Annotated in this window: 21 protein-coding genes; 9 read left to right on the forward strand and 12 right to left on the reverse strand. The window is 68.3% G+C overall.

Translation table 11 applies throughout. From position 1 onward, the window contains the following. Nucleotides 1–4: 4 nt before the first annotated feature. The 9 genes from J2X45_RS10445 to rdgB form a co-directional block, all read right to left on the reverse strand. Nucleotides 5–1,684 carry an AmpG family muropeptide MFS transporter gene (locus tag J2X45_RS10445; protein ID WP_310214310.1) on the reverse strand — a complete coding sequence of 560 codons (1,680 nt, stop codon included), beginning with the start codon at nt 1,682–1,684 and terminating at the stop codon, nt 5–7. A gap of 33 nt (nt 1,685–1,717) precedes the next feature. After that, entirely contained in the window at nt 1,718–3,262 is a 1,545-nt protein-coding gene (locus J2X45_RS10450) for a response regulator (RefSeq protein ID WP_310214312.1), read from the reverse strand. Between the two features lie 36 nt (nt 3,263–3,298). Beyond that, a complete protein-coding gene (locus tag J2X45_RS10455) occupies nt 3,299–4,843 on the reverse strand; it encodes a YifB family Mg chelatase-like AAA ATPase (protein WP_310214314.1) in 1,545 nt (514 codons plus the stop codon). Between the two features lie 108 nt (nt 4,844–4,951). Then, nucleotides 4,952–5,905, reverse strand: a complete 954-nt coding sequence (gene gshB / locus J2X45_RS10460; RefSeq protein WP_310214315.1) for a glutathione synthase — start codon at nt 5,903–5,905, stop codon at nt 4,952–4,954. 55 nt (nt 5,906–5,960) lie between these two features. Beyond that, a complete protein-coding gene (locus J2X45_RS10465; protein ID WP_310214317.1) occupies nt 5,961–6,776 on the reverse strand; it encodes a SirB1 family protein in 816 nt (271 codons plus the stop codon). A gap of 2 nt (nt 6,777–6,778) precedes the next feature. Continuing rightward, on the reverse strand, nt 6,779–7,156 hold the full coding sequence (locus J2X45_RS10470) for a YraN family protein (RefSeq protein ID WP_310214319.1): 378 nt from the start codon (nt 7,154–7,156) through the stop codon (nt 6,779–6,781). Further along, the gene (rsmI, locus tag J2X45_RS10475) at nt 7,156–8,028 is read right to left on the reverse strand and encodes a 16S rRNA (cytidine(1402)-2'-O)-methyltransferase (RefSeq protein WP_310214322.1); all 873 of its coding nucleotides are present in this window, start codon (nt 8,026–8,028) and stop codon (nt 7,156–7,158) included. Before rsmI ends, J2X45_RS10470 begins: the two co-directional genes overlap by 1 nt. Before the next feature lie 34 nt (nt 8,029–8,062). Beyond that, complete coding sequence (hemW, locus tag J2X45_RS10480) at nt 8,063–9,217, reverse strand: radical SAM family heme chaperone HemW (RefSeq protein WP_310214323.1); 1,155 nt, start codon at nt 9,215–9,217, stop codon at nt 8,063–8,065. Then, nucleotides 9,210–9,812 (reverse strand): RdgB/HAM1 family non-canonical purine NTP pyrophosphatase, encoded by a 603-nt coding sequence (gene rdgB / locus J2X45_RS10485; RefSeq protein ID WP_310214325.1) that lies wholly within the window; start codon nt 9,810–9,812, stop codon nt 9,210–9,212. The genes hemW and rdgB overlap by 8 nt, the downstream gene beginning before the upstream one ends. A 23-nt stretch (nt 9,813–9,835) precedes the next feature. Between rdgB and J2X45_RS10490 the strand changes: the two genes are divergently transcribed. The 4 genes from J2X45_RS10490 (at nt 9,836) to J2X45_RS10505 (ending at nt 11,579) form a co-directional block, all read left to right on the forward strand. Further along, on the forward strand, nt 9,836–10,429 hold the full coding sequence (locus J2X45_RS10490; RefSeq protein WP_310214326.1) for a glutathione S-transferase N-terminal domain-containing protein: 594 nt from the start codon (nt 9,836–9,838) through the stop codon (nt 10,427–10,429). A gap of 168 nt (nt 10,430–10,597) precedes the next feature. After that, nucleotides 10,598–10,714, forward strand: a complete 117-nt coding sequence (locus J2X45_RS10495; protein ID WP_310214328.1) for a hypothetical protein — start codon at nt 10,598–10,600, stop codon at nt 10,712–10,714. Between the two features lie 87 nt (nt 10,715–10,801). Beyond that, complete coding sequence (locus J2X45_RS10500; RefSeq protein WP_062097943.1) at nt 10,802–11,335, forward strand: DUF2975 domain-containing protein; 534 nt, start codon at nt 10,802–10,804, stop codon at nt 11,333–11,335. A 16-nt stretch (nt 11,336–11,351) separates the two neighbouring features. Next, the gene (locus J2X45_RS10505; RefSeq protein WP_310214330.1) at nt 11,352–11,579 is read left to right on the forward strand and encodes a helix-turn-helix transcriptional regulator; all 228 of its coding nucleotides are present in this window, start codon (nt 11,352–11,354) and stop codon (nt 11,577–11,579) included. On the opposite strand, the gene J2X45_RS10510 is transcribed toward J2X45_RS10505, so the two are convergent. Next, complete coding sequence (locus tag J2X45_RS10510; RefSeq protein ID WP_310214332.1) at nt 11,576–12,553, reverse strand: S1C family serine protease; 978 nt, start codon at nt 12,551–12,553, stop codon at nt 11,576–11,578. The genes J2X45_RS10505 and J2X45_RS10510 overlap by 4 nt on opposite strands. Nucleotides 12,554–12,617: 64 nt before the next feature. After that, nucleotides 12,618–13,334, reverse strand: a complete 717-nt coding sequence (gene rph, locus J2X45_RS10515) for a ribonuclease PH (RefSeq protein ID WP_310214335.1) — start codon at nt 13,332–13,334, stop codon at nt 12,618–12,620. A 139-nt stretch (nt 13,335–13,473) separates the two neighbouring features. Between rph and hrcA the strand changes: the two genes are divergently transcribed. After that, nucleotides 13,474–14,550, forward strand: a complete 1,077-nt coding sequence (hrcA, locus tag J2X45_RS10520; RefSeq protein ID WP_310214337.1) for a heat-inducible transcriptional repressor HrcA — start codon at nt 13,474–13,476, stop codon at nt 14,548–14,550. 12 nt (nt 14,551–14,562) lie between these two features. Continuing rightward, the gene (grpE, locus tag J2X45_RS10525; protein WP_012639893.1) at nt 14,563–15,189 is read left to right on the forward strand and encodes a nucleotide exchange factor GrpE; all 627 of its coding nucleotides are present in this window, start codon (nt 14,563–14,565) and stop codon (nt 15,187–15,189) included. On the opposite strand, the gene J2X45_RS10530 is transcribed toward grpE, so the two are convergent. Then, complete coding sequence (locus J2X45_RS10530; protein ID WP_310214340.1) at nt 15,129–15,389, reverse strand: DUF2061 domain-containing protein; 261 nt, start codon at nt 15,387–15,389, stop codon at nt 15,129–15,131. The genes grpE and J2X45_RS10530 overlap by 61 nt on opposite strands. 177 nt (nt 15,390–15,566) lie before the next feature. Between J2X45_RS10530 and dnaN the strand changes: the two genes are divergently transcribed. The 3 genes from dnaN to J2X45_RS10545 all read left to right on the forward strand — a co-directional run bounded on the left by dnaN (nt 15,567) and on the right by J2X45_RS10545 (nt 19,096). Then, the gene (dnaN, locus tag J2X45_RS10535) at nt 15,567–16,685 is read left to right on the forward strand and encodes a DNA polymerase III subunit beta (RefSeq protein WP_010918045.1); all 1,119 of its coding nucleotides are present in this window, start codon (nt 15,567–15,569) and stop codon (nt 16,683–16,685) included. 65 nt (nt 16,686–16,750) lie between these two features. After that, nucleotides 16,751–18,679 carry a S9 family peptidase gene (locus tag J2X45_RS10540; RefSeq protein WP_310214344.1) on the forward strand — a complete coding sequence of 643 codons (1,929 nt, stop codon included), beginning with the start codon at nt 16,751–16,753 and terminating at the stop codon, nt 18,677–18,679. A gap of 129 nt (nt 18,680–18,808) precedes the next feature. Beyond that, nucleotides 18,809–19,096, forward strand: coding sequence for a metalloregulator ArsR/SmtB family transcription factor (locus J2X45_RS10545; RefSeq protein ID WP_310214347.1), 288 nt, complete (start codon nt 18,809–18,811; stop codon nt 19,094–19,096). The last annotated feature ends 25 nt before the right edge of the window (nt 19,097–19,121 follow it).

The following is a 19,121-nucleotide window of genomic DNA, read 5'->3' on the forward strand; positions in this document are numbered from 1 at the left end:
CGCTCTAAGACGCCGCCAGCGTCTTGCCCTGACGGGCCGCCACCATGAATGACAACACGATCGCGGCGACGCCGATCAGCGCGGTGTAGATGAAGAAGGCCGTATAGCCGGCCGCCATGGCCGGTGCGCTGACGCCCAGCTTGGCGCCGGCGGCGGTGAAGCTCTCGGGCGGCAACCGAGTGAACAGGCCCTTGAGCGGCGCGGTGAAGCCCCCCGCCTCGGCCGCCTTGGCCGAAGCCTCGACGATCCGGCCCGACTGCGAGGCGATCAGTTTGCCCGGCAGAGCGTACAGCGACGAGAACAGCGCATACTGCGTGGCCGTAAACCCTGCGCTGGTCAGGCTGGACATGTAGGCGATGAGCGCGGTGCCCGCGACGCCGCCGGCGATGTTGTCCAGGCAGATCGACACGAACAGCATGCTGGTGTTGTGACCGCTCATGGCCAGCAGCGCGAACATCAGGTTGCTGATCGGCTGGGCGAAGGCGCCGATGACCAGGGCCTTGATCAGGCCCAGACGCGCAACGATCACCCCGCCCAGGAACACCCCCGCCATCGAGGCGATGATGCCGAACACCTTCCGGATCTCGGCGATCTCGGTCAGCGTGAAGCCCATGTCGCGGTAGAACGGGTTCATGATGTTCAGCACGAAGTCCGACACCCGATAGACGCAGATGGCCGCCAGGATCAGGCCGGCCACCCCGTGGAACCGGGTCAGGAATTCGCCCAGCGGCTCGCCGAACGCCTTGGACATGTAGACGCCGGGCTTGGTGCGGATCTTGGGGATCGGCCAGGCGGCGACAACGACGATGGCGAGGCCGGTGATCACGCCGACAAGTTGCAGCCAGACGCCGTTCGGCTTGGCGGTCCAGGCCTCGGCCAGGGCTTCGCCGCCGATCAGCTTGGAGAGCAGGGTCGCATCGCCCGACAGGCCCGAGCCCAGCGCCAGCGCGCCGAGCAGCAGGACGGCCAGGCGCACGAGCCACTCGCTGACTTCAAGCGCTTTCGGTTGCTTGACGTCGTCCGTCGGGATCGGCCGGATGGTGTGCTCGGCTTCGCGCGGGGCGCACAGGGTGGCCAGCACGCCAAGACCCACGATCAACCCCATCACCGCGTAGGATAGGTTCCAGCCAAACCGCTCGGCCAGCAGCAGCGGCCCCGCTCCGGCCACGATCATGGCGACGCGATAGCCCCACTGGTAGGCCACGACCATCGGCCCCTGCTCTTCCTTGTCGGCGACCTCGATGCGCCAGGCGTCGATGACGATGTCATGTGAGGCCGTGGCGAAGCCGACCGTGACGGCCGCGGCCGCCAGGAAGCCCAGCTGGTTCAGCGGGTTCATGGTCGAGATGGCCCACAGTCCGAGGACCATCACGGTCTGGAAAACCAGCATCCAAGCGCGGCGATGACCGAGAAGCCGGTGCAGCACCGGCACGGTGGTGCGGTCGATCAGCGGCGCCCACAGGAACTTGAACGAGAACGACAGGGTCGCCAGGCTGAAGAAGCCGATGACCGCCAGCGACAGGCCCGCGTCGCGCAGCCACAGCGACAGGGTGTCGAAGATCAGCATGAACGGCAGGCCGGACGCGAAGCCCAGGCCGAGCATCACCAGGCTGCGTCGCTCGCCGAAGAAGGCGAGGGTTTGCAGAAGGCTCTTCTTTTCCGGCGCCTTGGCTTCTTCGGACATGCGGCGATCCCCCAGCGGGGGAACGCCCCCGTATCAGCCGGCGACCTTGGCTCGCGTCGCGGGTTTCGTCCAGCCGCCGGAGACGCCGCCGGTGGTCCAGCGGGTGAGGACGTCCCGCAGGGCCTCCTGGGTCAGAGGCTTGACGAGGAAGTCGTCCATGCCCGCCGCCAGACAGGTGCGGCGGTCCTCGTCGAAGGCGTCGGCGGTCAGGGCGGCGATCGGGGTGGCGACACCCTTGGCGCGCAGGGCGCGGGCGGCCTCGATTCCGGTCAGGCCCGGCATGCGCAGGTCCATGAGGATGAGATCGTAGAGTCCAGCCGCGGCGGCGGCGACGGCCTGTTCGCCATCGGCGACGCGGTCGACCTTGCAGCCTTCGCGCTCCAGCAGGGTGCGCGCCAGGAGAGCGTTGATCGGATTATCCTCGGCCAGCAGCACCCGCGCGCCGCTGGCGACGGCGCCGGCGATGCGGTCGTCGTGGGCGGGCTCGTCCTCGGCCACGCCGCCCGCGGCGGTCGCCTGCAGCACCTGGGCGACCAGCGACGCCGCACGCAAGGGCTTGATGAGATAGCCCGAGAAGCCGGCCGCCTTCAGACGGTCGATGCGGTCGCGCTGTTCAGGTGTCAGCAGCACCACTGAGCGCCGGCCGGCGGGCGGCTTGAGCGCGCCGCGGGGGCCCGAGAGGGCCGCATCGATCAGCAGCACCGCGTCGGCGGGCGCGCCGGCCAGGGCCGAGGCGATGTCGACGGCGGCGTAGGCCCGCCCGCCCGCCGCCTCGATCTGGCGAGCTGTGGCGGCGCGGACAATGGCGTTGGGCGAGGCGATGGCGACGTTACGGCCTTCCAGCGGCGCGGCTCGCACGGGGGCGGCGGCTAGGGCGAACGGCGCTTCGAACCAGAACTCCGCGCCCTGGCCGAGCTCGCCGCCGACACCGACCGCGCCGTCCATGGCGGCCGAGAGGCGCGACACGATCGCCAAGCCCAGCCCGGCCCCGCCCAGCTGGGTGGCGTGGGTGATGTCGGTCTGGACGAAGGCCTCGAAAATCCGGGCGCGCGCTTCGGGGGCTACGCCGGGTCCGGTGTCGGCCACCGAGAAGCGGATTCGACCGCCGTCCACGGCGCTGGCCGTTAGCAGGACGCCGCCGGTCTCGGTGAACTTCACGGCGTTGCCGGCGAAGTTCAGCAGGATCTGGCGCAGCCGGCCCTCGTCGGCCAGGATGGTCGGCAAGGGCGAGGAGACGGCCCAGGCGATCTCGATCCCCTTTTCGTGCGCGCGCGGGCTCATCAGTTCGGCGACCTGGCGCAGCAGGCCCTCGATATCGACCGGCGCCAGCGACAGTTCGATCGAGGCCGCGCCCAGACGGGCGAAATGCAGCACGTCGTTGACCAGCGACAGAAGGTGATCGCCGCTCTCGCGAAGGGCGGTGACATAGGATCGCTGCTCGGCCGTCAGCTTGGTGTTTTCCAACAGGCGCGCCATGCCCAGCACGCCGTTCAGCGGCGTGCGGAACTCGTGGCTCAGGGTCGCCAGCTGCTCGGGCGTGACGCTGGGGTGGCGGTCGTCGGGTCTGCTGTCGCTCATGGAAACCAAGGTTAGCCGACGCGGCTTAACGGGCGGTCAAACGTGGCCCGCCGCCGCGACGCTTTCGTCTGCCGCCCCGCTGGTGCGCCGATAGGCCAGCGCTTCGGCGACGTGGACCCGCTTGACGCTCTCCGCGCCCTCGAGGTCGGCGATGGTGCGCGACAGGCGCAGAACGCGGGTCCACCCCCGCGCGCTGATGCGTCCGGCCTCGGCGGCGCGGGACAGCAGGTCGCGGCCGGGGGTGTCGAGCCCGGCGACCCTTTCCAGGAAGGCGCCCTCGGCGCGGCCGTTCAGGCCATCGGCTGCGCCGAGGGCTTCGGCGCGTTCAATCTGGAGGGCTCTTGCGCGCGCTACGCGGGCGGCGACCTCGGCCGAGCCCTCGACCGGCGGCGGCAGGGCCAGGTCCGCGGCGGTGACGGCGGGCATGTCGACGGCGATATCGATCCGATCCAGGAGCGGTCCGGAGATGCGGCCCTGATAGTCCTTCTGGCAGCGGGGCGCCTTCCCGCAGGCGCCCCGTCCTGCGCCGCCGTGGCCGCAGCGACAGGGGTTCATCGCCGCGACCAGCTGGACCCGGGCCGGATAGCGGACATGGGCGTTGGCGCGGGCGACCATCACTTCGCCGGTCTCCAGAGGACCGCGCAGACTGTCCAGCGCCTGCACGCCGAATTCGGGTAGCTCGTCCAGGAACAGCACCCCATTATGCGCCAAGGACACTTCCCCCGGCTTGGCGCGATGCCCGCCGCCCGTCAGCGCGGCCATGCTGGCGCTGTGGTGCGGCGCGCGAAAGGGGCGGGCGCGGGTGAGCGTTCCGCGCGCAATCAGTCCAGCCACCGAGTGGACCATCGAGGTCTCCAGCAGCTCGGAAGACGTCAAAGGCGGCAGCAGGCTGGGCAGGCGCTGGGCCAGCATCGACTTGCCCGAGCCCGGAGGACCGCAGAACAACAGGTTATGACCGCCAGCTGCGGCGATCTCGAGAGCCCGCTTGGCGTGCTCCTGGCCCTTCACGTCGCGCAGGTCCTTGGGCGGCTCGCCTTCGATGATCGGACCCGGCGTCGGCGCCGAGAGGATCTGGCTGCCCCGGAAGTGGTTGATCAGCGCCACCAGCGAGCGCGGCGCCAGGATTCGCGTGCCGCCGGCCCAGGCCGCTTCCGGTCCCGAGGCTTCGGGGCAAATGAGGCCCAGGTCCATGGCCCCGGCCGCCATGGCGGCCGGGAGGGCGCCGGCGGCGGGCACGATGCGACCGTCCAGCGACAGCTCGCCCATGGCCGCCCAGCCGTCCAGGGCGTCCAGCGGGATCACGCCCAGGGCGGCCATCACGGCCAGGGCGATCGGCAGGTCGAAGTGCGCCCCTTCCTTGGGCAGGTCGGCCGGCGCCAGGTTGGCGACGATGCGCTTGCCGGGCAATGACAGCCCCAGACCGGCGAAAGCGCCGCGCACCCTTTCGCGGCTTTCGGCGACCGCCTTGTCGGCCAGCCCGACCACCACGAAAGCGTGCTGGCCGGTCGTTAGCTGGACCTCGACATCGACCCTGCGGGCCTCGACGCCCTCGAACGCGACGGTGACGACGCGAGCGGCCATCGTAACTCCTTGAGGAACTTGAACTTATCCACAAGGAGCAACACAGTTAACGAAATGGAGCAAGAACGAAAAACGAACGTTTCGGGAAATCTGGCGGTTTACGCAGAGTTACCCACCGTTTGAACGAATGTCTTCGATCCGGTTCCAAAGTACTTCGGCGGCGTTGATACCGGTAAACCGCTTGAGCTGTTGAGCCCCCGTTGGCGAGGTGACGTTGATCTCGGTGAGGTACTCGCCGATCACGTCGATGCCGACAAACAGCAGGCCGCGACGCTTCAGCTCCGGGGCGATGATCTTGCAAAGCTCCAGGTCACGGGCGGTCAGCTCCACCGCCTCGGCGCGTCCGCCGACGCGCAGGTTCGAGCGGACTTGGCCGCTGGCCGGCACGCGGTTGATCGCGCCCACGGGCTCGCCATCGACCAGCAGCACGCGCTTGTCGCCCTTGCTGACTGCGGGAACGAATTTCTGGGCGATGACCTGCTCGCGGCCGATCATCGCGTGCAGTTCCAGGAGGGCGTCGAGATTGGGATCATCGGCCAGCAGACGCGCCACGCCCGAGCCGCCGCCGCCATAGAGGGGCTTCAGCACAATGTCGCCGTGGCGGGCGCGGAAATCGTAGATCGCTTCATGGTCGCTGGTGATCAGGGTCGGCGGCTGCACCCCGGGGAAGTCGGTGACGAACAGCTTCTCGGGCGCGTTGCGCACCTCGGCTGGATTGTTCACGACCAGGGTATGGGGGTGGACCTTTTCCAGGAAATGGGTGGCCGTAATGTAGGCCATGTCGAACGGCGGATCCTGGCGCATCAGCACGACGTCGATGTCGTCCTTCATGTCCAGCACGACGGTCTCGCCCAGCTTGGCGTGCGCGCCCTTGTCGGCGAAGACCTCGACCGGCTGGGCGCGGGCGAACACGCGTCCGTCCTCCTGTGAGAGCTTGTCGGGCGTGTAGAACCAGAGCTTATGCCCCCGGCTCTGGGCCTCCATCATCATCAGGAACGAGGTGTCGGTGTCGATGTTGATCCCCAGGATGGGATCCATCTGGACGGCGACTCGCAGCGACATGGGGGCTCCTGGGGTTCTTGGTCTGGAGCCTAGTTAAGCCGTTTTGGCCGGAACGCTAGTTCAAGCGCAGCCGCACCCGCTCACGCGCCGCTCGGGCCGCGATCGCCGCGCCGCCGTCGAGGACCTGGGCGCGGGACAGGGCCTGCAGGGCGCCGGCGAGGGCGCCTTGGCCTTCGCGGGCGGCCGCGACGTCCAGCCAGGGGCGGTGGTCCTTGGGGTTCAGCAAGGCCCGCCGCAGGGCCGAGCGTTCGGCGCGGGGCCAGTCCTTGGCCTGCTGGGCGCGGGCGAAGATGTTGTTCTGCAGACGGATCAGCACGGCGCGGTCGCTGATCGGCGCCATCAGAAGCTCAAGGCGCGCGGCGACGTCGGGCATCAGGCCCGTGCGCAGGGCGCGCCGCGACAGCTCCGACGGCAGCACCACCCGGCCCTCGCTGAACGGGTCCAGGGCCAGGGGGCCTTCGTCGGTCTCGATGCGCAGCAGGAAGTGGCCGGGGAAGTCGACACCGTAGAGCTCCAGCCCCACGGACCGCGCGGCGTGCAGGTAGTAGACGCCCAGCGCCACCGGCAGGCCCTTGCGGCGGTGGGCGATGGCGATGACGTCGGCGTTGTCCGGGTGGTCATAGGTGAGAACGTCACCGGTCAGGCGCAGATCGCCGGCAAGCGTTTCGGCTACGGCCTCCTCCGGCGATTCGCTCTCGGCGCGGCGGTGCAGGCGTTCTACGGCGTCGTTGGCGAGATCGATGGCGGCCTTGGTGTCGCGGCTGGGATCGTCGTGCACGGCGCAGGCCAGGGCCGCCTCGAACAGCGGAAAGCCTTCGTCGGGACCCTCGCCCGCCTTGATCAGGATCGCTTCAGCCTCTTCCCGTGTCATCGTCAGGCGCCTCGCCAGGCGTCGGGAAGGTGTCGAGGCGGCCGCCCTGGGGCGATGGCGATCAGGTCCAGTCGCACCTTCAGGTCGCGCAAGCCGGCGCGATGCCCGGCCAGATGCATGGCGGCGCGGCGCAGCCGCTCTCTCTGGGTTGGCTTCACGGCGTCCAGCGCGTCCTCGATCGTCGTGCGTTGCTTGACCTCGACAACGGCCAGGACCTTGCCCCGTTGCGCCACGAGGTCGATTTCGCCCAGCGGCGTAGCCAGCCGAAAGCCGAGAATGCGATAGCCCTTGGCCATCAGCCACAAGGCGGCGACGACCTCGGCGCGGCGTCCGACCTTACGCGCGGTGGCTCCGCGCGCCTGGCGAACGCCGGCGGCCATCAGACCTGCTCCTTCAGCGCCAGCGCCTGACGATAGAGATCCTTGCGCGACAGCCCCAACGCTTTGGCGACTTCCGAGGCGGCCTCGCCCAGCGGCAGGCGGGCCATCGCCTCGCGCAGGGCGGCTTCGGCGTCATCGGCGCTGGCGACCTTCTCGGCGCCCGGCCCGACGAGGATCACGATCTCGCCCTTCGGCGCATCGAAGCGCGGATCCGCCGCCAGCTCTGCGAGCGGGCCGCGAACGCAGGTCTCGTAGAGCTTGGTCAGTTCGCGACAGACGGCGGCGGGACGATCGGCGCCGAACACGGCCGCCATATCGGTCAGGCAGTCGGCCACCCGCGAGGCGCCCTCGTAGAAGATCAACGTGGCGCGGGTGTTGGCGAACTCCTCGAAGAAGGTCCGTCGCGCCGCGCTCTTCGGCGGCGGAAAGCCCGCGAACAGGAAGCGCTCGGTGGGCAGGCCCGCCAGGGTCAGGGCGGCCAGCGCGGCCGAGGCGCCGGGGATCGGGATCACGTCATGGCCGGCGGCGATGGCCTCTCGCGCCAGGCGGTATCCGGGATCGGAGACCATCGGGGTGCCAGCGTCCGAAACGAGGGCCACCCGCTCGCCGGCGGCCAGACGCTCGAGGATGCCCGGGATCGCGCGCTCGGCCACGTGCTCGTCGTGGCGCTCCAGCTTGGTCCGGATACCGTAGGCTGACAGCAGCTTGCCGGTGACGCGGGTGTCCTCGGCCAACAGAACGTCGCAGGCGGCCAGCACGTCCAGCGCCCGCAGAGTGATGTCGCGCAGATTGCCGATCGGCGTCGCCACCAGATAGAGGCCGGGCGCGAGCGGCGCGTCGGACAGGGCTGGCGGGGGGAGCAGACGACTCAAGGGCGCGGTGTCCTTCGGTTGAGTCAAACCCATATCAGGTCGCCAGCGCGCCTGTCAGCCGATCAAGCACCAGACGCCCCGCGCGCGTGGCGCGCAGACGCTGCGGATCATCGACCAGCAAGCCGGCTTCGACCAGATCCCGGACCTTGGCGAGGTCAGCGGTCAGGCCCAGCGGGGCCATTTCATCAAAGCCGACGCCGTCATCGATACGCAGGCCCAGGATCAGGCGCTCCTCGGCCGCGTCCTCAACGCTGAGGATCTCGCGCGCAAAGCCGACGCCATTTTCGCCGACGGCGGCGATGTAGTCCTTGATCGCGCGGTGGGCGGTGGTGGCGGCGCGGCCCTCGGCCAGGGCAAGTCGGCCGTGCGCGCCTGGGCCTACCCCGACATAGTCGACGCCGCGCCAGTAGACGAGATTGTGCCGCGATCGGGCGGCTTCGCCCCGGGCGTGGTTCGACACCTCGTAGGCGTCGAAGCCGGCCGCCTCGAGCACCTCCTGGGTGGTCTCGAACAGGGTGGCGGCGAGATCCTCGTCTGGAACGACCAGAGTTCCGCGACCGACCGCGCGATCGAAGGCGGTGCCATGCTCGATGGTCAGCTGGTAGGGCGAAACATGCTCGGGGCCCAGGGCGATCGCTTCCGCCAATTCGGCGCGCCAGGCTGCATCGGTCTGGCCGGGGCGGGCGTAGATCAGGTCGATCGACAGGCGTGGGAAGGCCCGGATCGCCGCCGCGATGGCCCGGCGCGCGGCGCCGGCGTCGTGATTGCGGCCCAAGGCCTTCAGCGCCGTATCGTCCAGGGCCTGGACGCCCAGCGACAGGCGCTGGACCCCGGCGTCGGCGAGCGCCGCGAAACGGTCGGCCTCGGCGTCGGTGGGGTTGGCCTCAAGGCTGATTTCGAGATCATCGACCGGCGACCACAGGCGCTTGGCCGTTTCGATCACCCGCGCCACCTGCGCCGGATCCATCAACGACGGCGTGCCGCCGCCGAAGAAAATCGACAGCAGGCGGCGGTCGCCCGTCAGGGCGCGCTGGGCCTCCAGGTCCGCGACGATGGCGTCGGCCAGGGCGCGCTGCTCATCGACCCGGCCCCGGTCTCGCACGACATTGAAGTCGCAGTAGGGGCAGATCCGGGCGCAGTAGGGCCAGTGAACGTACACCCCCACAGACCCGGCGCGAGGATCAGTCAAACAGAGCCGCCTTCAGCTTGGCGAAGGCGCGGGCGCGATGGCTCATGGCGTCCTTGGCGGCCGGCTCCATCTCGCCGAAGGTCGTGGCGTGGCCTTCCGGGACGAAGATCGGGTCGTAGCCGAAGCCGCGCGTTCCGCGTCCCGGAAAGACCAGGGTTCCGTCGACCCGCCCCTCGACCACGACCGCCGGACCGTTCGGCCAAGCTACCGCCAGGGCCGAGGTGAACCAGGCCGAGCGATCGTCGGAGGCGGTTTCTTCAAGCCGCTCCTCGACCTTCTTCATGGCCATGGCGAAGTCTTTGCTCGGCCCCGCCCAGCGTGCGGAAAAGATCCCGGGCGCGCCGTCCAGCGCGGCGACTGAAAGGCCTGAGTCGTCGGCCAGGGCGGGCAAGCCTGACAGGTCGGCGGCGTGGCGGGCCTTCAGCAGCGCATTTCCAACGAAGGTGCTCTCGGTTTCGTCGGGTTCGGGCAGCCCCAGCTGGCCGGCGGTGATGATCTCGAACCGGCCGTCGAGCAGGGCGGCGATCTCGGGGACCTTGCCAGGATTGTGGGTGGCGGCCACAAGCTTCGATCCCATTTCAAGCTTCAGCGCCATTCGTCGTCTCCAGGGAATCCATCATGCGGCTTCTTTACTCGCCCTTGTCTCCGTTTGCCCGCAAGGTTCGTGTGTTGGCCATGGAAAAAGGGCTTTCGGACCAGCTGGCCGTCGAGACGATCGCGCCGTTCCAGGACGAAAGCTTGCGGGTCCTCAACCCGCTGAACAAGGTGCCGACGCTGGTTCTCGAGGGCGGCGAAACCGTTTTCGATTCCGCCGTAATCGTCGATTTCCTCGACGGGATGGCGGAGCCGCGCCTGATCCCGGCCGCGCAACCGGCGCGCCGTCGGGCGCTGACCCTGGAGGCCGCCGCCGACGGCCTGGGCGATGCGGCGATCCTGATTGTCCGTGAGCGCATGCGGCCGGAGGCTCAGCATCGACAGGACCTGTTTGACCGGCAGCTGCGCGCGGTGAACGCGGCGCTGGACCTCTTCGAGGCGGCGGACCTGCCCAGCGACCGGTTCGAGATCGCCGAGATCGCGATCGCCGTACAGCTGGCCTATCTGGATGTCCGTCAGGTGGTGGCTTGGCGTCCGGGGCGACCGGCCCTGTCGGCGTGGTACGAAGCCGTCTCGAAGCGGGCCTCGATGATCGCGACCGACGCTTCGTCCAGCTAAGTGTGTCCCTACGGCAACGTCGGTGACGCGTCCCGGATCATTGCGAAAGTTTAATATCGTTTCTCGATAAACGACATTGGCGGAACCGCAAACCCATCCTAATTGTTGATCGTGGCGAGGGGTCGAATGACTCGACCCCGACCCCACCTCTCAAAACTGGAAAACGCGATGTCCGCCGCCCGTCTGTTCCGTATCGCCGATAAGGTCGTCATGACCGCCATCACCGCCGCCCTGATCGTGGCCGTGCCGGTGTCGGCCGTGGCGTTCGTGGCGCAGACGCTTTAGCGACGAGATATCCGGGGAGACCCGCCGTTTTGACGTCTTCCCGCGACGCGGGGCATGTTGTTTAGCGTCGCTGTCGGGGGACCAGCCATGCGCGCCTTGGGGCCAGGCTCCGTTTCGAGTTTTCTGAAGATCATCCTCGACGTGATCTATGTCGGGCTATGGATCTTCGTCAGCCTGCTGTCGCTGTTCACGCTGATCGCGCTGCTGTTCAGTTTCAATCCGGAACTGCTGGCCTCGATGTTGCCGATCAGCGACGCGGTTGAGGCGGTCAGCCGTAACGGTCCGCTGTTCGCCGGCGCCCTCGCCGCCTGGGCTCTGTTGCTGGGCGGCTGGATGGTCATCGTTGAGCGCCTGCGCAAGATCTTCGCCACCCTCACCGCCGGCGATCCCTTCCATCCCGACAATGTCGTGCGCCTGCGCCTGATCGGCCTGGTGCTGGCGGGGCTTGAGGTCGGCCGTTACGTCTTTTCGGGCCTGGCCCGCTGGCTGGCCCCCAAGGCCAAGGTCATCGACGACAGCTTCACCCTGACCGCCTGGTTCTCGGTGCTGGTGGTGTTCGTCCTGGCCGAAGTGTTCCGCGAGGGCGCGCGCCTGCGGCGCGAAGCCGAACTCACGATCTGATCCGGAGCGATCCTGCATGCCCGTCCGCGTGAACCTCGACCGCGTGCTTCTGGAACGCCGCATGTCGCTGACCGAACTGTCGGACCGCGTCGGCGTGACCATAGCCAACCTGTCGATCCTGAAGACCGGCAAGGCGCGTGCGGTGCGGTTCTCGACGCTCGACGCGCTCTGTCGTGAGCTGGAATGCCAGCCGGGCGACCTGCTGAGCTTCGAGTACGGCCCGGCGGACGCGAACGAGGACTAGTTCAGCCGCCGCTTCTTAAGCAGGCCGGCGCGGTCCATGGAGCGGACTTCCATCTCGAAGGCGTCGCCTTCTCGCAGGATTTTCAGGGGCACGGTGACTCCCGCCTCTCCCAGGCCCCAGAGCGCGTCGTAGAATTCCGACAGGTCCGAAACCGGCTGGTCGCCGACCGCCAGGATCAGGTCGCCGGCGCGCAGTTCGGCGCGGGCTGCGGGGCCCTTGGGCGAGACGCCGACGATGACGACGTGGTTTTCCATCTCCTGAGCGAACACCCCAAGCCACGGGCGCGGCGGGTGCGGGCTGCGACCACGCGCCAGATCATCCAAGATCGGCGGCAACAGCTCGGCTGGCACGAACATGTTCAGCGGACGGGCTTCGCCGGTCTGGTCGCGGCCTTCCAGGGTCAGTGATCCGAGCCCGACGAGGTCGCCCTTGGGACCGATCAGGGCCGCGCCGCTCCAGTGCGGATGGGCGGGCGCGGTGATGATCGCGTCGTCGAGCTTGTACTCCCAGTAGCCGGCGAAGGGCATGCGGGTCAGCACCTGCCCCGCCACCGCATGGGCGCGGCCGCCGGCGCCGGCGGCGATGATCGCCGAGCCGGCTTCGAGATCGCGCGCGCTGCCGATCGTGATCGCCGGCAGGTCCAGGGGCTCCAGCGCCTGGACGAGTCCAAGGCCCGACCGGACATCCAGGCCCAGCACATGGGCTGGCACGCGTCGGCCGTCGTTGCGGGTGAGCACGACCTCTTCGGCCTCGGTCACCAGATAGGCCATGGTCACGACCAGGCCGCTGAGGCTGACGACGACGCCGTTGCCGACCCGCTCGGTTCCCAGGATGGTGGCGGTGTAGGCGTCGGCCGGGACCCTGGCTTCCAGGGCGACCACCGAGGCCAGCGCCTGGTCCAGGTCGAAGCGATAGGCTTCGGCCGAGGGACGCAGGCGGGCTTCGACTTCATAGCCTTCGAACGGGGTGGGCACGCGAGACTCCTAAACTTGGAGCTCGAATCTGGGACCGGCGCCCGGGTTCGGCAAGTCCTGGATCTTAACGGCTGATCGCGGCGCGCTGCAGGGCGAACAGTTCGTTGATGCCCTTTTCGGCCAGGCCGTACAGGCTTTCGAACTCCGCGCGGGTGAAGCCGCGCTTCTCGCCCGTCGCCTGGATCTCGACGATGTCGCCCTCGCCGGTCAGGACGAAGTTGCTGTCGGCTTCAGCGCTGGAGTCTTCCTCGTAGTCGAGGTCAAGGACCGGCGTGTCCTTGAAGACGCCGCATGAGACGGCGGCCACCTGGCCCAGGATCGGGTCGGTCTTCAGCACGCCTTCATCCAGCAGGTACTGGGTGGCCAGGCGCAGGGCGACCCAGGCGCCGGTGATGGCGGCGGTGCGGGTGCCGCCGTCGGCCTGGACGACGTCGCAGTCCAGCGTGATCTGGCGTTCGCCCAGGGCCTTCAGGTCGACGACGGCGCGCAAGGAGCGGCCGATCAGGCGCTGGATCTCCTGGGTGCGTCCGGTCTGCTTGCCGGCGGCGGCCTCGCGACGGCCGCGGCTATGGGTGGCGCGGGGCAGCATGCCGTACTCGGCGGTGACCCAGCCGGCGCCCTTGTTGCGCATCCAGCCCGGGACGTTTTCCTCGACCGTCGCGGTGACCAGCACCTTGGTGTGGCCAAACCCGATCAGGCACGAGCCCTCTGCGTAACGGTTGACGCCGGTTTCCAGCGTGACGGCGCGCAGCTGGTCGGGGGCGCGTTCGGACGGACGCATGGGAGACTCCTGATCGACGGGGAGATTTGAATGTGTGTGGGTGGCCGCTTATCCTATTGGAAGTCGAACTTGAAAGGGGCCGACCGCTTTTGTTCGCCGACCGGGTCTTCGAAGTCACGCTTGATCGGAGCGCTGGGGCATGACGCAGCTCTTCCCAGGGCCGATCGTCCGCACGCCTGGGCTGGCCGAGCTGGACGCACGCGCCCGCGACATTTTCCGGCGCGTCGTGGAGTCCTACATCGAGACCGGCGAGCCTGTCGGTTCGCGAACCATTTCCAAGGGCGGCGTCGCCCTTTCCCCGGCTTCGATCCGCAACACGATGCAGGATCTGGCGCAGCTGGGCCTGCTGGACGCGCCGCACACCAGCGCCGGCCGCATGCCCACGCACGCGGGTCTGAGAATGTTCGTCGACGGATTCCTGGAGGTCGGCGACGTCGCCGAGCAGGAAAAGCGCGCCATCGAGGCGCGGCTGGCGGTCAAGGGTCGCTCCTTTGAGGAAGCCCTGGCCGAGGCGTCCTCGATCCTGTCGGGCCTGGCCGGAGGCGCGGGCATCGTGGTCACGCCTGTCCGCGAGGGCGGGGTCAAGCATGTGGAGTTCGTTCCGTTGGGCGGCGGCCAGGTGCTGGCGGTCATGGTCTTCGAGGACGGTCAGGTCGAGAACCGCCTGATGCGCCAGGCGCCGGGCGTGACGCCCTCGGCGCTGCAGGAGGCCTCCAACTTCCTCAACGCCCGCCTGCGCGGCCGCACCCTGACCGAGGCGCGGACCGAGATGCGCGGCGAGCTGGACGCCGCACGCCGGCAACTGGACGAGACCGCCGCGCGCCTCGTCGAGGATGGTCTGGCGGCCTGGAGCGGCGGCGAGGGCGACGCGCGCTCGCTGATCGTCCGCGGCCAGGCCAACCTTCTGGCCGACGCCCGCGCCCGCGAGGACATCGACCGCGTGCGCCAGCTCTTCGACGACCTGGAGCAGAAGGGTCAGCTGATCGGCCTGCTGGACGACGTGCGCGACGCCGAGGGCGTTCGCATCTATATCGGGGCCGAAACGCGTCTCTTTTCGCTTTCGGGTTCCTCGGTGATCGCGGCGCCCTATATGACGGGACGTCAGAAGGTGCTGGGCGCGATCGGCGTGATCGGGCCCGCCCGCTTGAACTACGCTCGAGTCATTCCGTTGGTGGACTATACCGCCCGGGTGCTCGGGCGGATGATGGATGGATAAGGACTTTACCCAATGACCGACGAGCAAACGCCGGCGGAAGAGATGCCGTTCGAAGCCGATGACGCCGCGCAGGAAATCGAGGCGCTGAAGCTGGAAGTGGCGCAACTGAAGGAGCAGGCGCTCCGCTACGCCGCCGAGGCCGAGAACACCAAGCGCCGCGCCGAGCGCGAGATGAACGACGCGCGCGCCTATGCGATCCAGAAGTTCGCCCGCGACCTGTTGGGCGCCGCCGACAATCTGGGCCGCGCCACCGCGCACAGCCCCAAGGACTCGACCGACCCGGCGGTGAAGAACTTCATCATCGGCGTCGAGATGACCGAGAAGGAGCTGCAGAGCGCCTTCGAACGCAACGGCCTGAAGAAGATCGATCCGGCCAAGGGCGACAAGTTCGACCCGCACCTGCACCAGGCGGTCACCGAGCAGCCCTCGACCGAGGTCGCGGCCGGCGGCGTGCTGATGGTGATGCAGGCCGGCTATGAGCTGATGGGCCGTCTGGTTCGCCCGGCGATGGTCGCTGTCGCGGCCAAGGGCTCGACCGGCCCGGCCTCGCCGGACGCGCCAGCGGCTTCGGCCAACCCTTACGCCGGCGCGGCCGCCGAGGGCGACAGCACGGGCGGCGCGTTCGACGCCAAGGCCTGATCACCGGATCGGTCGCGCGCCCGCCTGTCGGCGCGCGACCAGAGCCGCTCATGGATATTGAAGGCCACAGTCTGGACCATGGGTTCGACCAGGCCGACCGCCAGCGCGACGCGCCAGTCGCGGGTCAGGGCGTAGGCCACGGCCACCGCGACAGTCAGGTGCATTGAGGCGTAGGTCAGGGTCTTGAGGGCAAGGCGCATCTTCATGCTCCTATTTGAGAATCGTTCTCAATAAATGGCGCCCGAATCCCGCAGCGCAAGGCCTTCGGCCTCTTCCCCGCGCGCGTGTTTTCGCTAATGTCGGCGGTCCCTTCTCCACGGGTTCGCGCGGGGCTGATTCTCCCCAGGGGCGGCTGAACCCGACATCTGGACCGGACTATGAAGCTTACGATCGAACGGGCGGCGCTCCTGAAGGCGCTGGGGCATGTGCAGAGCGTCGTCGAGCGCCGCAACACCATCCCGATCCTGTCGAACATCCTGCTGTCGGCCGAAGGTGACCGTCTGTCGTTCTCGGCCACCGATCTGGACATGGAGATCATCGACGAGGGCTTCGCCCAGATCGATGTGCCCGGCCAGATCACCGCGCCGGCCCACACCCTCTATGAGATCGTCCGCAAGCTGCCCGACGGCGCTGACGTGTCGCTGAGCTTCAGCGGCGATGATCCGCGCCTGGTCATCCAGGCCGGCCGCTCGCGCTTCAACCTGCCGGTGCTGCCGGCCGGCGACTTCCCGGTGATGAGCTCGGACGGGCTGTCCAGCCGCATCGCGGTCGACACCAACGAGCTGATCCGCCTGATCGACAAGACCCGCTTCGCGATCTCGACTGAAGAGACGCGCTACTACCTCAACGGCCTCTATGTGCACACGGTCAACGAGGGCGGCGAGACCAAGCTGCGCGCCGTCGCCACCGACGGCCACCGCCTGGCCCTGGCCGAGATGCCCGCGCCGGAAGGCGCGGTCGGCATCCCGGGCGTGATCGTGCCGCGCAAGACCATCGCCGAGGCTCGTCGCCTGATGGAATCGGCCGGCGAGACGGTCGACCTGCAGGTCTCGCCCCAGAAGGTCCGCTTCGAGTTCGGCGCGGCCGCCCTGACCTCCAAGGTCATCGACGGCGCCTTCCCCGACTACATGCGGGTGATCCCGCGCGACAACGCCAAGATCCTGACGCTGGACAACGACCTGTTCGCCAAGGCCGTGGACCGGGTGGCGACCATCTCGGCCGAGAAGAGCCGTTCGGTGAAGCTGGCCGTCGAGCCGGGCCGCATCACCCTGACCGTCCGCAATATGGAAGCCGGCCAGGCCGTCGAAGAGGTCGAGGTCGATTATGACGGCGAGCCCTTCGAAATCGGCTTCAACGCCCGCTACCTGCTGGACGTCTGCGGCCAGATCGCCGGCCCGCAGGCCGAGTTCCGCTTCGCCGATCCGGCCAGCCCGACCCTGGTGGTCGATCCGGTCGATCCCGGCGTGAAGTATGTGCTGATGCCGCTGCGGGTCTGATCCGCAGCTTGGTTGTTGAGAAACGGGCGCCATCGAGCGCCCGTTTTGCTTGTTGGGGGTCCGCCATGAAGACGCTGTTCGCCGCCTCAGTCGCCGTGCTGGCCCTGGTCGTCGCCACGCCCGTCCTCGCTCAGGTCGAGCGGCGCGAGATCGGCAATCAGATTCTCGAGAACGTGCCGGTCGCACCGGCGTCGATCCGCGAGACCCTGGCGCGCTACCAGAACGCCCGCTCGGCGTCGTTCGGCGACTGGCTGCCGGGCGGCGGCATGGTCATCGGTACGCGCTTTGGCAACACCAACCAGCTGCACGTGGTGGCCGCGCCGGGCGCCGACCGCAGCCAGATCACCTTCTACGAAGAGCCCGTCGCCTCGCCTCGCGTCCTGCCGGGCGGCCGTATCCTGTTCTCCAAGGACACGGGCGGCGATGAGTGGTTCCAGCTGTTCCTGCGTGAGCCGGACGGCAAGACGACCCAGCTGACCGAGACCGGCGTGCGCAACGTCTCGCCGACGTGGTCGAAGGACGGGGCCGTCCTGGTGTGGTCCCGCGCCGTGAAGGGCTCGGCCGACTACGACGTCGTGATGCGCGACGCGGCCGGCGCGACCAAGGTCATCTTCAAGGGGCAGGGTCAGGTTTCTCCGCTGGCCTTGTCGCCCGACGGCAAGACGGTCCTGCTGGGGCGCTACTTCTCGATCGCGGAATCCAAGCGCTGGCTGCTCGATGTGGCCAGCGGCCAGCTGACGGAGCTGAACCCGAGCAAGGCCAAGATCGCCTATGGCGGCGGCGAGTTCACGCCCGATGGCCGGTCGGTGCTGCTGCTCTCGGACGAGGGCTCCGACGTCCTGCGCCTGATCCGGATCGATCTGGCGACCGGCGCCAAGACCAACATCTCCGGCGACCGCAATTGGGACGTTGAGAGCTTCGCGCTGTCCGACGACGGTCGCGTCCTGGCCTATTCGGTCAATGAGGACGGCTATTCCAAGCTGGTCGTGCAGGACTTCGTCACCCGCCGGGCCTTGCCGCAACCCGACCTGCCCGCCGGCGTGGTCTCAGGTCTGGGCTTCTCGCCGGACGGCGCCAAGCTGGGCTTCAGCCTGGCCACGGCGACCGCCGCCAGCGACGCCTGGAGCTGGAGCGTGACCGACGGCAAGCTCGAGCGCTGGACGGCGTCGGAACTCGGCGGTCTAGATCCCAAGGCCTTGGTGGCGCCGGCGCTGGTTCGCTACCCCTCCTTCGACAAGCGATCGATCCCGGCCTTCATCTACAAGCCCAAGCTCGCCGAGGGGCGAAAGGCGCCGGTGATCATCGACATTCACGGTGGTCCGGAGGGACAATCGCGGCCGACCTTCAACACCTTGGGCCAGCATGCCGTCGCCGAGTTGGGCGCGGCGGTCATCTTCCCCAATGTTCGGGGTTCGACGGGTTACGGTAAGACCTATCTGAACCTCGACAACGCCGAAAAGCGCGAGGACTCGGTCAAGGACATCGGGGCCCTGCTGGACTGGATCAAGACCCAGCCGGATCTGGACCCGAGCCGGGTTGTCGTCAGCGGCGGCTCCTACGGTGGCTACATGTCGCTGGCGGTCATGACCCATTATTCGGACCGCATGGCCGGCGGGATCGAGCAGTTCGGCATCTCCAACTTCGTGTCGTTCCTGCAGAACACCGAAGCCTATCGGCGCGACCTGCGCCGCGCCGAATATGGCGACGAGCGCGATCCGAAAATGCTGAAGGTCTTCGAGGCGATCTCGCCCATGAACAATGTCGGCAATATCACCAAGCCGATGCTGGTCATGCAGGGCTGGAACGATCCGCGCGTGCCCAAGTCTGAATCCGACCAGATCGTCGAAAAGCTGCGCGAGAAGAGCGTCGAGACCTGGTACGTGCAGTTCAAGGACGAAGGTCACGGCTTCCGCAAGAAGGTCAACAACGACCGCCGACGCGAGGTCGAGACTCAATTCCTAACCAAGGTCTTCGGCTTGGGACCCGCCAAATAGGCCGCCCGCACGCTGAACCTGTCGGGTGAGTTTCAAAGAGGCCTCCGGGGACCGGGCTTTTGCCGCGCTCTTTGGCGCGTATGAGGTTGCGCGTTGCGCCCTCCGCGGGCCTTAACCATACTGAGCCGCATGGCTGAGAAATCCGAAACCTTGGACGCGGCGTTCCAGGCCCTGGCGGACCCGACCCGCCGGGCGATCCTGAGCCGACTGGGTCAGGGTCCCGCCAGCGTCGGTGAGCTGGCCGCGCCGCATGACATGGCGCTGACGTCCTTCATGAAGCATCTGAAGATCCTGGAGCGGTCCGGCTGGATCGTCAGCGCCAAGGCTGGCCGCGTTCGCACCTGCTCGATCGTCACGGATCGCTTCGCGGACGTGGGCGCTTGGGTCTATGGCCATCGCAGCCTTTGGGAGCGTTGACGTCAGGGGCAAGTTGCGCGGCTGC

Origin of the sequence: Caulobacter sp. BE264 (genome assembly GCF_031457805.1) — a bacterium.
GTDB lineage: Bacteria > Pseudomonadota > Alphaproteobacteria > Caulobacterales > Caulobacteraceae > Caulobacter.

Bases quoted from the DNA above. Each gene is read 5' to 3' on its own strand.
- rph (WP_310214335.1), bottom strand. From the start codon at position 13,334: ATGCGTCCGTCCGAACGCGCCCCCGACCAGCTGCGCGCCGTCACGCTG.
- gshB (WP_310214315.1), bottom strand. From the start codon at position 5,905: ATGTCGCTGCGAGTCGCCGTCCAGATGGATCCCATCCTGGGGATCAAC.
- J2X45_RS10505 (WP_310214330.1), top strand. From the start codon at position 11,352: ATGCCCGTCCGCGTGAACCTCGACCGCGTGCTTCTGGAACGCCGCATG.
- grpE (WP_012639893.1), top strand. From the start codon at position 14,563: ATGACCGACGAGCAAACGCCGGCGGAAGAGATGCCGTTCGAAGCCGAT.
- rdgB (WP_310214325.1), bottom strand. From the start codon at position 9,812: ATGGCGCTGAAGCTTGAAATGGGATCGAAGCTTGTGGCCGCCACCCAC.
- hrcA (WP_310214337.1), top strand. From the start codon at position 13,474: ATGACGCAGCTCTTCCCAGGGCCGATCGTCCGCACGCCTGGGCTGGCC.
- J2X45_RS10540 (WP_310214344.1), top strand. From the start codon at position 16,751: ATGAAGACGCTGTTCGCCGCCTCAGTCGCCGTGCTGGCCCTGGTCGTC.
- J2X45_RS10465 (WP_310214317.1), bottom strand. From the start codon at position 6,776: ATGACACGGGAAGAGGCTGAAGCGATCCTGATCAAGGCGGGCGAGGGT.
- J2X45_RS10470 (WP_310214319.1), bottom strand. From the start codon at position 7,156: ATGGCCGCCGGCGTTCGCCAGGCGCGCGGAGCCACCGCGCGTAAGGTC.
- J2X45_RS10495 (WP_310214328.1), top strand. From the start codon at position 10,598: ATGTCCGCCGCCCGTCTGTTCCGTATCGCCGATAAGGTCGTCATGACC.
- J2X45_RS10530 (WP_310214340.1), bottom strand. From the start codon at position 15,389: ATGCGCCTTGCCCTCAAGACCCTGACCTACGCCTCAATGCACCTGACT.
- J2X45_RS10445 (WP_310214310.1), bottom strand. From the start codon at position 1,684: ATGTCCGAAGAAGCCAAGGCGCCGGAAAAGAAGAGCCTTCTGCAAACC.
- J2X45_RS10490 (WP_310214326.1), top strand. From the start codon at position 9,836: ATGCGGCTTCTTTACTCGCCCTTGTCTCCGTTTGCCCGCAAGGTTCGT.
- J2X45_RS10450 (WP_310214312.1), bottom strand. From the start codon at position 3,262: ATGAGCGACAGCAGACCCGACGACCGCCACCCCAGCGTCACGCCCGAG.
- J2X45_RS10455 (WP_310214314.1), bottom strand. From the start codon at position 4,843: ATGGCCGCTCGCGTCGTCACCGTCGCGTTCGAGGGCGTCGAGGCCCGC.
- dnaN (WP_010918045.1), top strand. From the start codon at position 15,567: ATGAAGCTTACGATCGAACGGGCGGCGCTCCTGAAGGCGCTGGGGCAT.
- J2X45_RS10500 (WP_062097943.1), top strand. From the start codon at position 10,802: ATGCGCGCCTTGGGGCCAGGCTCCGTTTCGAGTTTTCTGAAGATCATC.
- J2X45_RS10545 (WP_310214347.1), top strand. From the start codon at position 18,809: ATGGCTGAGAAATCCGAAACCTTGGACGCGGCGTTCCAGGCCCTGGCG.